Below are 12049 nucleotides of genomic sequence, written 5' to 3'. Positions count from 1 at the left end.
GAGAGAAATGGAAGATGACACTGTGGAATCTCGCACCCTCTATGTCTCCGCGGCATCCGGAGCCGACGGAGCCGACGGAGCCGACGGAACAGCAACCCGCCCGTTCGGCAGCATCTCGGCCGCTGCGGCGGTCGCACGCCCAGGGGACACGGTCCTCGTCGCCGGGGGTGTCTACCGCGAGCGCGTGGATCCGCCACGCGGCGGCACCGACGACGCCCCGATCACCTACGCCGCGGCGGAGCGCGAGCGGGTCGTCATCACCGGGTCGGATGTGGCATCGGGCTGGGAGCACGTGTCAGGGCAGGTCTGGCGCTACCAGGTCGAGAGCTCGCGGTTCGGCGCTTTCAACCCCTACATCGACGTCATCCGGGGGGATTGGTTCGATCCGCGCGGCCGGGTGCATCACACCGGCTGCGTCTACCGCAACGGGGATTGGCTGATCGAGGCGGAATCGCTCGAGGAACTGCACACCGCGTCCGACCCGGATGGCCTGTGGTTCGCCACCGTGGAGGGCGACGCGGACGGCATCATCAGCCTCGGCGAGATCCGGCCGGACGGCGGTCCGGTCGTGTCGGCCGACACCTTGGCGTTCCGCTACGGCGGCACGCTGGGGACCAGGCCCGATGGAATGTCTCATTCCACCGGCCTCAAGGTCGGCGACTGGCTGCGATTCGATGGGGTGGATGCCGGCAGCGACTGCCGCTTCATCGACATCGACGTCGCACCGGATCTGGGCGGGGGCGGCCGGATCGAGCTTCGGCTCGACACCCCCGACGGGCCGTTGCTCGGTGCGGGTGAGGTTGCAGCATCCGATGAACCGAACGTGTGGCGCACGCTGACCGTCCCGATCGAACCCTGCTCCGGTGCCATCACTCTCGTCGTCCGGTTCACGACCTCCGAATACGAGGCCGGGACCACGACGATCTACGCGCAGTTCCCCGAGGGGGATCCCAACGACGGCACGGTGGAGATCAACGTCCGCCAGACCGTGTTCTACCCCAGCCGCAACCACATCGACTACATCCACGTGAGCGGATTCACTCTGCGGAACGCCGCGACCAATTGGGCACCCCCGTCGTCGGAGCAGAAGGCCGTCATCGGCACGAACTGGAGCCGCGGGTGGGTCATCGAGAACAACACCATCAGCCACTCGAAGTGCAGCGGGCTGTCGCTGGGCAAGTACGGCGACGGCACCGACAACACCAATGACGCCGGAGAAGCCGACCCCTATACGCGCTGCGTGCGGGACGCCCTCGAGAACGGGTGGAACCGGACGCAGGTCGGTTCGCACATCGTGCGCGACAACCACATCCACCACTGCGAGCAGACCGGCATCGTGGGGAGCCTCGGATGCGCCTTCAGCCGGGTGACCGGCAACGAGATCCACGACATCGACAGCCGCCGGCTGTTCTCCGGCGCCGAGCAGGCGGGGCTCAAATTCCACGGCGCGGTGGACACGGTCATCGCCGACAACCATGTCTATCGCTGCGCCTTGCACGGCATCTGGCTCGACTGGATGTGCCAGGGTGCACAGGTCACCGGCAACCTGCTGCACGACAACGGCGATTCGCCGGATCTCTTCCTGGAAATGCAGCACGGCCCCCTGCTGATCGCGAACAACATCCTCCTGTCGCGCAACGCCGCCTTCATCAACTCGAAGGGCACGGCGTTCGCCCACAACCTCCTCAGCGGCCACATCGCGCACTTCCTCGCCGATGCGCGCGTCACGCCGTACCATCCCGCCCACGACACGGCCATCGCGGGGTTGTCCGACGCGACACCCGGCGACCACCGGTTCTACAACAACATCATCCTGAGCCCCGATGGCGCCGCATCCGACCCCCAATATGCGAGATGGGACGGCACCCTCGACGGGGCGGTGCTGCCGGCCTTCGCCGCCGGCAACGTGTTCGCCGGCGACGCGGTCCCGAGCCGGTTCGACCACGACGCCGTGGTGCACGCCGCACCGATCCGGCCGCAGCTGACGGAGCGGTCGGATGGCTGGTTCCTGAGTCTCGACGCCGATCCGGCGTGGTCCGCGACCTCGCGCCGCGTCGTCACGAGCGGGCTCCTCGGCTCAGCGGCAGTCCCCGCACTGCCCTACGAGAACGCGGACGGCACACCGATCGCCGTGGACACCGACTACTTCGCCGCCGTGCGCGATTCGGAAAACCCCTACCCCGGGCCGTTCGAACGCCCTGTGCCTGGGCCGGTCAGGGTGTGGCCCAAGGCACCGGCGGAGACCCGATAGCCCGCGGCACCCAGAAGCGGGGTTCTCACACGGGTCGACCGTTCGGCCTGGTCGCCACATTGCCGGCGCTGCAGTACGAGCCGGGGCTGTGCACTGCGTGGGCGACCCTGAGCTCTGCTTCGGAGTCGTCCGAGACGCGGGGAGCGAAGCGATCGGCGACGTTCCAGGCGAACGGCTCAGCTGAGGGATTCTGCGTGCGCCATTCCCGCTGTCCCAGCGCGACGAGACGGAGGCGCCGGTCGATGAACGCCTCGTCCCACGGCCCTTCGGCCACGATCTGCTCGGCAGGGCGGAATTCGTAATAGATCGTGCGACGCAGCTTGTTCGCGAGCGTCGCCTCCGAGCCGTGGACGAGCATCACGTCGTGCACAAGCACATCGCCGGGATTCAGTTCCGTCTGCACCACACCGGGTGCGTCCCAGCCGTACTCCTCCTGCAGCCGGCACACGTCGACGACCTGCCGGTGGGATCCGGGAGCGACCCGCAGCGAGCCGCTGCCCTTCCGGCTCTCGTCGAGGTACACGTCGACGTTGAAGATCCGGAAGTTGCGAGGGTGGACGGCATCCTGATGCCAATCGATCGGCGCGCCGTCCCCGGTGTTCTTGAACACGAGGGATTCGTAGGTCGGGACGAAATTCGGGCCCGCCAGGCTCTCGGCGATGCCGAGCATCTCAGGACTGCCCAGCAGTTCGAGCGAGGCGGCCTCACCCTTGTTGTGCACGTAGTTGATCCGGAACAGCACACGGCCCGACGGCCGGGTCGCGAAGTTGTAGTCGCCGTCGCCGTCCGACTCGTTCTCCAGTGCCAGTCCATCGGCGATCCATCGCAGCGAGGCGCGCTGGAGCTTCTCGAGCAGGGGCGCCCGGATGCAATTGCGCAGGATGACGTAGCCGTGCTCGTCGAAATGCGCGATCTCGTCCGGCGTGAGGTGGTTGTCGCGAGTCGTCGCCGAAGTGTTCTGCAGAGTCGTGCCGGACATGGTGGGCCTCCCTTATCCTTGACGACGGTAGCCGCCACCTTTTCGTCAGAGTTCCGCAATTCAGGCATTCCCTTCCAGAAACTCACCATGTCCGACAGAGCCGAGCCCCGTCAGCACGGGAACACGTTCGGATTCGTCGCGTGGCGCGGCGCGTCGACAGTCATGTCGGCGCCGCACGCCCACAACGACATCGAGATCAACTACTGCTCGAGCGCGCTCGTCTACGCCTCGGCGGGCAGGGTGACGACGCTGCCGGCTGACACCCCGTGCGCCTTCTGGGGAGCCAAGCCGCACCAGCTCCTCCAGATCGACGACGGCCACCTGATGTCGTTCGCCACCGTCCCGCTCGCCCTGTTCATGTCGTGGCGACTTCCCGAGACCGTGAAGGACGGCCTGCTCCGCGGTGCGGTCCTGGTGGGCCCGGCCGATGCTCGCTCAGGCGAGTGGGCACGGCAATTCGATCGATGGACCGGTGACCTGGCGCTCTCCCACCTCGTCACGCGGCGGGCGGCCGAGCTGGAGGTGGAGGCGCTGATGCACCGCATGTCCCGGGGAAGCTGGCTGGAGACGGCTCCGGCGCGCGCCCGGTCGTCGGTCGATCTGGATCGCGCCGCGCGGATGGCGACGTTCATTGCGGAGAACTCGACTCACGACATCCACGTCGCCGACGTCGCCCGCGTCGTGCACCTCCACCCGAACCGTGCGGCGAGCATCTTCCGAGCGGTCTTCGGCGCCAGCGTGACCGCGTACCTCGGCCAGATCCGCGTCGCAGAGGCACAGCGCCTCCTGCTCACGACCGACCTGAACTCCGCCGCCGTCGCGACCACGGCCGGATTCCAGTCGCTGAGCTCCTTTCACGAGACCTTCGCCAAGATCTGCGGGACGACCCCGACCCAGTGGCGAAGACTCCACGTGGCACGGGAGCCCGTCGTCCGGTAGACCGGCGTCATCCCTTCCCCTGCGCGCGGTACTCCGATGGACTCACGCCGTGAAGGCGGCGGAACTGCCGCGAGAAATACAGCGGGTCGTCATAGCCGACGGTGCGCGCGACTTCGGAGATGGAGGACGAACTCGTGTCCAGCAGTGTGCGCGCCCTCGCCATCTTCAGCGAGGCGTGGAACGCCGCCGGGCCGCCGCCGGTGGATTCTCGGAACAGAGCGGTCAGGTGAGAGGGTGACACGCCCACGATCGCCGCCAGCTCCGCCACCCGGATGCGGCCGTCCGTGCGTGCTTCGAGGTATCGGATCGCGCGCTCCAGCGCGGAGCCATCCGCAGGCAGCATGGTGTCGGCCGACATGCGCGCGAGCAGATTCCACGCGACTCCGGATGCCGCCAGCAGATGCGCCGGCGAAAGCCGGCCCTCGAGCAGGGCGACCAGTTCGTCGAACAGCGCCAGCACGCGATCAACGGACCGCAGTCTCGACACCCGCTGCGGGACGCCCACCATCGGCCGAGTGACCTCGGAGGCGGCGGTGCCGCGCACATGGAGCCACCAGATCGTCCATGGATCGTCCTCGGAGGCGTAATACTCGTGCGGCGTCGTGGCCGGAATCGTCGTCCAGGTCCACCGGGTCAGCACATGGGTCTCATCCGCGACGTCCACCGTGCCGCTCCCGGCGACGCACAGCATCACGATCGTCTCCGGGGATCCCTGTGGGCGAGAGCGCCTGTGCCCCCGCGCCGACGGGAAGCACCCCGCATCCGTGACCACCAGGCGGCGGGTGCCGGGACGCTGCAGGGCGGCCTCGACGTGCGGCCGCGGGACGACGCACAGGCGCTGGTCCTCGAAGCCGTGCATACGTGAGCTGGATGCGGCATCCATCGCTGTTTCGTCCATATCCACCCTCGATCTCACCATACCCAACGTTCGTCGGGACTCGTAGCGTCGAAGGGTGATGACCAGCACCGACAAGATCACGCTGCCGGACGCGCCCCCGCCGTTGCAGGCGGTCCTGCGCGACGGCGGCGCCGTCGCGTGGAACGAGCCGCTCAGCATTCGCACATACGAAGCCGCTGACCCCAGCCCGTACCCCATGTACCTCGACAACCGGGTCTACCAGGGCTCGAGCGGAAAGGTGTATCCCCTCCCGTTCACCGAGAGCGTCGCCGACGAGAGCACGCAGCGGGAGTGGCAGGCCGTCCACCTCGAGAACCGATATCTGCGAGTGGTGATCCTGCCCGAGCTCGGCGGCCGCATCCACATCGGCTACGACAAGACCACCGGTTACGACTTCTTCTATCGCAACAACGTCATCAAGCCGGCCCTGGTGGGCCTCGCGGGCCCGTGGATCAGCGGCGGTGTCGAGTTCAACTGGCCGCAGCACCACCGGCCGGCGACCTACCTGCCGGTCGAGACGACGATCGAGCAGAGTGCTGACGGATCGGTCACCGTCTGGTGCGCCGATCACGACCCCTTCGCCCGCATGTCCGCGCAGCACGGCGTCCGGCTGCGCCCGGACAGCTCCGTGATCGAGCTGGTCGTGCGTCTGCACAATCGCACGAGCGAACGCCAGACCTTCCTGTGGTGGGCGAACGTCGCCGCACGCGTGCACGACGACTATCAGTCGTTCTTCCCCGAGGACGTGCGCTATGTGGCCGACCACGCGCGGCGCGCGCTGACGGCGTTCCCGGCGGCGGACCGGCCGTACTACGGCGTCGACTACCCGGCTCGCGCGGCGAAGGCACCCGGTGCCGACCGCATCGACTTCTACCGGAACATCCCGGTGCCGACCTCGTACATGATCGTGGATTCGCAGGAGGACTTCTTCGGCGGCTACGACCACGCCGCCGGCGCGGGCTTCGTGCACTGGGCGGAGCGTCGCCTGTCGCCCGGGAAGAAGCAGTGGACGTGGGGCGACGCGCCGTTCGGTCACGCCTGGGATGCGCAGCTGACCGACGGCGACGGTCCGTACGTCGAGCTCATGGCGGGTGTGTACACCGACAACCAGCCCGACTTCTCGTGGATCCTTCCGGGCGAGACCAAGGTCTTCTCGCAGTACTGGTACCCGATCCCCGCGATGGGCATCGCCCATCAGGCGACGCCGGATGCCGCGGTCCACGTCGACCGCGACAACGGTGTCGTGGCCACCTTCGCGGCGACCTCGCCGCAGCCGGACGCCGAGCTGCGGATCCTTCTGCGCGGCGCGGTCGTGGCACGCCGGCGCCAGGACCTCACTCCCGGGACGCCGGTCGCGATCCGAGCCGACATCGGCGCCGACACCGCGATCTCGGTCGAGCTGCGCGACCGATCGGGCCGACTGCTCGTGCAGTGGGTGCCCGTCGAGGTCTCCGATGAGGAGCCCTGGGTCGCCGAGGAGCCCCCCGCGCCCGACGCGATCGCTTCGGTGGAGGAGCTGTACCTCACCGGTCTGCACCTCAGCCAGTACCGGCATCCCACACGGTCTCCGATGGCCTACTGGCGCGAGGCGATCGAGCGCGACCCCCATGACGTGCGAACGAATCTCGCGCTCGCCGACCGCGACCACCGCGCCGGCCGATATGAACCGGCGCTGGCCCGCGTGCGCATCGCCCTCGCGCGGCTCACGCGGCGAAACGCCAACCCGATCGATGCGGAGGCCTTCTACCTCGCCGGGCTCGTGCTGACCCGACTCGGCCGCACCATCGAAGCCGAGCACGCGTTCGGGAAGGCCGGCTGGGATGCGGCGTGGGCGCCGGCCGCGGGGTTCGAGCTTGCCCGGTCCCTGACGCGACGGGAGAAGAACCGCGCGGCGATGCGGGTGCTCGACACCCTCGATGTCGTCGGATACGACGCGCGCCGCATCGCGCTGCGTGTCGTCATCCTTCGCCGGCTGGGGCGAGCCGCCGACGCCGACGCGCTCCTGCGCGACGCACTCACGCGCGACCCGCTCGACGCGACCCTGCGGGTGCTCGCGGGGATGCGGATCGCTCCGGATGCCGGGCTCCTGCTCGATGCGGCGCTCGACGTCCTGCGCGCCGGCGAGGCCGACCTCGCGCTCGGGATCCTCACGGCGACCATCGCCGCGCCGATCACCGGGTCCGGCAACATGCGACCGATCGCGCACTACGTCGCGGCATCCCTGCTGGACGACCTCGGCCGCCCTGAAGCGGCGGCGGCCCACCGGGCCGAAGCGCGCACAGCCGACCGCACGTGGGCCTTCCCGTACGGCCTCGACGCGCTCGACGCCCTCGACCGCGCCATCGTCGCCGAGCCGGACGACGCCACCGCGCACTCGCTCCGCGGGATGCTGCTCTACGCCCACGGCCGTCGCGGTGACGCCCTGCAGGCGTGGGAGCGCGCGATCCACTTGGGGATGCAGGATCCCGTCCTGTACCGGAACGCGGCACTCGCCGCCTACAACGTGGCCCATGACGATGACACGGCGTGGGCGCGATACGTCCAGGCCGTGCGGCTGGCACCGGGCGACGCGCGACTTCGCTACGAGCAGGACCAGCTCGCTGCCCGACTCGGCCACTCCGCCGCCACCCGCCTCGCGGCGCTCCGACCTGTCGAGCACCTGGTGCGCACGCGGGACGACCTGACGATCGAGTACGTGAACCTGCTGATCGCCGAGCGCGAACTGGACGAGGCGCTCGCGATCCTCGCGACCCGTCCCTTCCACCCGTGGGAAGGCGGTGAAGGACGGGCCATCGCTGCCTGGGACGCGGCCGCGGTCGCGAGCGGGCGGCCGTCGATGGAGCCGCCTGCGACCCTGGGCGAGGCGCGCTCTCCGTACGAGGCGCCCGCCGCGGTGCGCGAAGACGGGGTGACCGACTACTTCGCCACGAGCCTCCCCGATCTGCTGCTCTTCTCACGCGAGACCGCCGATGAATGACGAGCACCGCAGGCCACGCTCCGGCGATCAGTACGAGCTGAGCGCGCACGGCTATGTCGCCGAGATCGCGAGCGTCGGAGCCACGCTGCGTTCCTTGCGGTACGAGGGTCGGGATCTCATCCTGCCGTTCGACGCCGACGAGGTGCGCCCCGCGATGCGCGGGGCGCTCCTGGCACCGTGGCCGAACCGGACGGCCGATGGCCGGTACGCGTTCGCGGGCGTCGCGCATCAGCTGGTGCGCAACGAGGTCGAGACGGCGAACGCGGCTCACGGCCTCGTCGCATGGCTCGACTTCGCCTGTGTCGGCAGATCGGCAGAGCGGGTCGTGCTCGCCGCCGGGATCGAACCTCAGCCGGGCTACCCGTGGCGCGTCCGTCTCGAGGTGATCTTCAGCCTCGACGCCGACGGTCTGGCGCAGCAGGTCGTCGCGACGAACGAATCCCCGGATGCCGCACCGTTCGGCGTCGGCGGGCACCCCTATCTCGTCGCGGGCGCGCCCTCGACGAGCGCGATCGACGACTGGGTGCTCGACCTTCCGGCCGCCGAGGTCCTTCTGGTCTCGGCCGATCGGCTGCTGCCGACCGGCACCGCACGGGTCGACGCCCACGACGGGGGCTGCTTCGACTTCCGAGAGCCACGGCGGCTCGGCGCGACGATCGTGAACCACGCGTTCACGTCACTGCGACGCGACGCCGGCGGTCAGGCGCGCGTCCGTCTGACGACTGCCGACGGGCGCGGGACCGAGATCTCATGGGATGAGCGTTGCCCGTGGGTGCAGCTGTACACGGCGGATGCTCCCGGCTCGGACGGGCATCGGTGCGGACTCGCGGTCGAGCCGATGACGTGTCCGCCCGACGCATTGAACTCGCAGCGCGATCTGCTCGTCATCGAATCCGGCGGCTCGGCGAGCGCCGGGTGGAGGATCCGGTCGTTCTGAGGCCTGCGGGCATCCTGCGCTGACCGTCAGAGGAGTGTTCCGAGCCACAAGCCGGCGACCGCGAAGGCGAAGGCGCCGATCGCCATCCCGATCGTGTGCAGCGAGACCTCCCGCCACCGGCCCTGCTGCGCGAGGCGCACCGCCTCGTAGCTCGCGGTGCTGAACGTCGTATACCCGCCGAGGAATCCGGTGCCGAGCACGAGCCGCCACTCCGGCGAGAGGACGTGGCCCGCGAGCCCGACGACGAGCCCCAGCAGGAACGAGCCGCTGAGGTTGATGATCAACGTCCCGAGCGGATATGCCTCGACCCGCATCCGCACGATGCTGTCGAGGACGAACCGCGCAACCGCGCCGAGCCCTCCCGCGATCGCCATGAGGACCACGGCCCAGAGCGTCATGCGCGGCGCCCGATCCGCGCGGCGATCGCGATGCCCGCGAGGGATGCGGCGGCGCCGAGCACGATCGTCGCGACGACGTACAGGAGGGAGGGCCACGTGATGCCGAGCAGGTCGGTGTCCACGGCGAAAGCGCTGTAGGTCGTGTACCCCCCGAGCACGCCGGTGCCGAAGAACAGACGGACGCCGTGCGTGGGATCGTCGTCTTCGTTGCGCAGGGCCAGAGCCTCGAGCAGCCACCCGAGGGCGAAGGCTCCGGTCACATTGACGAACAGCGTCGCGACGGGCCAGCCGGACGGCAACGCGATCGCGAGCGCCCAGCGCACAAGAGTGCCGAGCGCGCCGCCGGCGAAGACGAGCGCGAGGTAGCGCGGTCGCTGATGCAGGGGCCGGTCGGACATCGCGCCCATTCTGCCATCCGCCTCGTCAGGCGATGGGCTCGGCGAACGGCTCTTCGGCCTCGGGAGCCTCGCGAGTTCGCGCCGACGCAGCGATCTGCGGCGGTCGACGGCTCATCCCGCTCCATACGGCACCCATGCTGGCCGCGATCACGAGTGCGATGCCCACGAGCTCGACCCAGGTCAGGCGCTGCCCGAGCAGCACGAGCCCCGCGAGGGTCGCGACGGCGGGCGACACGCTCATCAGGACGGCGAACACGGCTGCCGGGATCCGCCGCAGCGCGATGAGCTCGAACGCGTACGGGATGGTCGAGGAGAGCATCGCGACCGCGGCACCGAGCCCGATGACGAGCGGCTGCAGCAGGGCGGCCCCCGCGTCCGCGATGCCGAACGGCAGCGACACGATGGCCCCGATGCTCATCGCCAGCGCGAGTCCGTCGAGCTTCGGGAACTCGCCGCCGACCCGCGCCGACGACAGGATGTACAGCGCCCAGCTGGCCGCCGCGCCGAGCGCGAACAGCACGCCGACGACGTTGAGCCGATCCCATCCGCCGCCGGCGAGCGCGACGACACCGGCGAAGGCGAGCCCGGCCCACAGCCAGGCCGACGCGCGCTGGGCGGCGATGATCGACAGCACCAGGGGTCCGAGCACCTCGATCGTGACCGTCACGCCGAGCGGCAGGTGGTTCAGCGCCAGATAGAACAGGCTGTTCATGAGCGCGAGCACGATGCCGAACGCGATCACGGCACGCCACCCGGACGCCGAGTGCCCGCGCAGCCGCGGCCGCGCGATGACCAGCAGGATGAGCGCGGAGAACACGAGCCGCAGCATCACCATGCCGAGCGGCCCGGTCTTCGGGAACAGCAGAACGGCGAGCGACGCACCGATGTCCTGGCACAGCAGGCCCGCGATCACCAGGAGGATGGCGGGCGCGCCGGCGGCGCGCGTGGTCACTTGCTCGGCGGAGCGCAGATGGCCGAGTGCGCGATCGCGTCGGCGTACTGCTGCGCCGTCCAGGGCAGGCCCGCGGCCGGCGCGTCCTTGCCCTTCTCGGCCGGGGCCTTCGACGCGATGGCGGCGAGCTCGAAGGCGAGGTCCTGGGCGATGGATGCGCCGGCTCCGGAGTTGTTGAGCACGACGGCGACCGTCAGCCCCGAGCGGGGGTCGGAGTATGCGGCGGTCGCGTAGCCGGGGACCGAGCCGTACTGGCCGATGAGGCTGCCGGCCCGGTAGACGCCACCGGCCGCGGTGTACCACGTGGGCGTGTCGGCGCCCACGGGCTTCGGCGACGCGTAGCGCTTGGCGTCCTTCGGTGTCAGCGTGCCCTTCGCGAGCGCCTGGACGTACGCGCCGAGGTCGTCGATGTCGGAGACCACACCGGCGGCCGACGCGCCCAGGGAGGCCGAGGCATCCGTCACATCCGCGGGCTTGTCGCAGACCCACGCGCCCTTCGCGTCCTTGAGGGAGTTGAAGCCCTGCAGGGCGGTGCCCGTCGTGTGCGGGGGCGCCGGCTTGGCACCCGGCAGCGCGGTGGAGGAGAGCCCGAGCGGCGCGAACACCTCGTCGTGCAGGATCTGCGCGATCGGCTTGCCGGTCACCCGCTCCAGGACGAGCCCGACGAGCACGTATCCCGCGTCGGCGTCGTGGTACGGCGTCACGGTCGACGGTGGGATGGTCTGTCCGAGCCCGTAGGTGACGAGCTCGTTCGGGTCCCACACGCGTGTCGGGTTGTCGGCCATCGTCGCGCCCAGCATCGTGCGGTACGAGCCGATCGGCGCCGTGCCGTCGCACAGCTGGCGCAGGGTCGCGTCCCGAAGGTCGGGATATGCGGAGTCGTACGACGAGACCGGCTTGTCGACGTCGATCCTGCCATCACCGGCGAGGTGGTACAGGGCGTCGCACGTCATGGCGCGCGTGATGTCCGCGACTCGGAAGTCCATTTCGGTCGTCACCGGCGTCTTGGTCGTGGTCGACTGCGTCCCCAGGCCGTCCACCCAGTCGCCGGCCCACGGCGCCCACACGCCGACGATGGCTCCGGATGCGCCGGCAGCGGTCATCGCGGCGGTCACGGCATCCTGCAGCTGCTTCTGCGTGTCCTTCGCGAAATCGCCCCCGTTTCCTGCGACGGCGGCATCGTGCACCGTGGGCGTGGGAGCGCATCCGGCGACGGCGAGCGCGACGACGAGAGCGGCCGCGGCCATTGCCGCCATCCGGCCCTTCGCCGTAGGGATTCGCATCCTCACCCCCCGGTGATCGCGTCCTGCACGCCTGGTC

10 protein-coding genes are annotated in these 12049 nt (G+C 69.8%); 4 read left to right on the top strand and 6 right to left on the bottom strand.

Annotated elements, in window-relative coordinates:
• Positions 1-22: 22 nt before the first annotated feature.
• Positions 23-2251, top strand: a complete 2229-nt coding sequence (locus SM116_RS01935) for a right-handed parallel beta-helix repeat-containing protein (RefSeq protein ID WP_320942783.1) — start codon at positions 23-25, stop codon at positions 2249-2251.
• Positions 2252-2276: 25 nt separating this feature from the next.
• Here the strand turns inward: SM116_RS01935 and SM116_RS01930 are convergent, their stop codons facing one another.
• A complete protein-coding gene (locus SM116_RS01930) occupies positions 2277-3230 on the bottom strand; it encodes a phytanoyl-CoA dioxygenase family protein (RefSeq protein WP_320942782.1) in 954 nt (317 codons plus the stop codon).
• Between the two features lie 87 nt (positions 3231-3317).
• On the opposite strand from SM116_RS01930, the gene SM116_RS01925 reads away from it, so the two are divergent.
• On the top strand, positions 3318-4169 hold the full coding sequence (locus SM116_RS01925) for a helix-turn-helix domain-containing protein (RefSeq protein ID WP_320942781.1): 852 nt from the start codon (positions 3318-3320) through the stop codon (positions 4167-4169).
• A 7-nt stretch (positions 4170-4176) separates the two neighbouring features.
• Here SM116_RS01925 and SM116_RS01920 read toward each other — a convergent pair whose 3' ends face one another.
• A complete protein-coding gene (locus tag SM116_RS01920; protein WP_320942780.1) occupies positions 4177-5067 on the bottom strand; it encodes a helix-turn-helix domain-containing protein in 891 nt (296 codons plus the stop codon).
• A 58-nt stretch (positions 5068-5125) separates the two neighbouring features.
• On the opposite strand from SM116_RS01920, the gene SM116_RS01915 reads away from it, so the two are divergent.
• Together SM116_RS01915 and SM116_RS01910 are read left to right on the top strand one after the other, a co-directional pair.
• The gene (locus SM116_RS01915) at positions 5126-8044 is read left to right on the top strand and encodes a DUF5107 domain-containing protein (protein ID WP_320944224.1); all 2919 of its coding nucleotides are present in this window, start codon (positions 5126-5128) and stop codon (positions 8042-8044) included.
• Complete coding sequence (locus SM116_RS01910; RefSeq protein WP_320942779.1) at positions 8037-8981, top strand: aldose 1-epimerase family protein; 945 nt, start codon at positions 8037-8039, stop codon at positions 8979-8981. The genes SM116_RS01915 and SM116_RS01910 overlap by 8 nt, the downstream gene beginning before the upstream one ends.
• Positions 8982-9007: 26 nt before the next feature.
• Here the strand turns inward: SM116_RS01910 and crcB are convergent, their stop codons facing one another.
• Genes crcB through SM116_RS01890 form a run of 4 tightly spaced genes read right to left on the bottom strand, consistent with a single transcriptional unit; the run spans position 9008 to position 11985 of the window.
• Entirely contained in the window at positions 9008-9379 is a 372-nt protein-coding gene (gene crcB / locus SM116_RS01905; protein ID WP_320942778.1) for a fluoride efflux transporter CrcB, read from the bottom strand.
• Positions 9376-9777 carry a fluoride efflux transporter FluC gene (locus SM116_RS01900; protein WP_320942777.1) on the bottom strand — a complete coding sequence of 134 codons (402 nt, stop codon included), beginning with the start codon at positions 9775-9777 and terminating at the stop codon, positions 9376-9378. The genes crcB and SM116_RS01900 overlap by 4 nt, the downstream gene beginning before the upstream one ends.
• Positions 9778-9802: 25 nt before the next feature.
• Positions 9803-10729, bottom strand: coding sequence for an EamA family transporter (locus SM116_RS01895; protein ID WP_320942776.1), 927 nt, complete (start codon positions 10727-10729; stop codon positions 9803-9805).
• Complete coding sequence (locus tag SM116_RS01890) at positions 10726-11985, bottom strand: serine hydrolase domain-containing protein (protein ID WP_320942775.1); 1260 nt, start codon at positions 11983-11985, stop codon at positions 10726-10728. The genes SM116_RS01895 and SM116_RS01890 overlap by 4 nt, the downstream gene beginning before the upstream one ends.
• Between the last annotated feature and the right edge of the window lie 64 nt (positions 11986-12049).

This window comes from Microbacterium rhizosphaerae, assembly GCF_034120055.1.
In the GTDB taxonomy this organism is placed as follows: domain Bacteria; phylum Actinomycetota; class Actinomycetes; order Actinomycetales; family Microbacteriaceae; genus Microbacterium; species Microbacterium rhizosphaerae.
The sequence above is the reverse complement of the archived record's forward strand: the minus strand, read 5'-3'. Positions and strand labels throughout refer to the sequence as shown.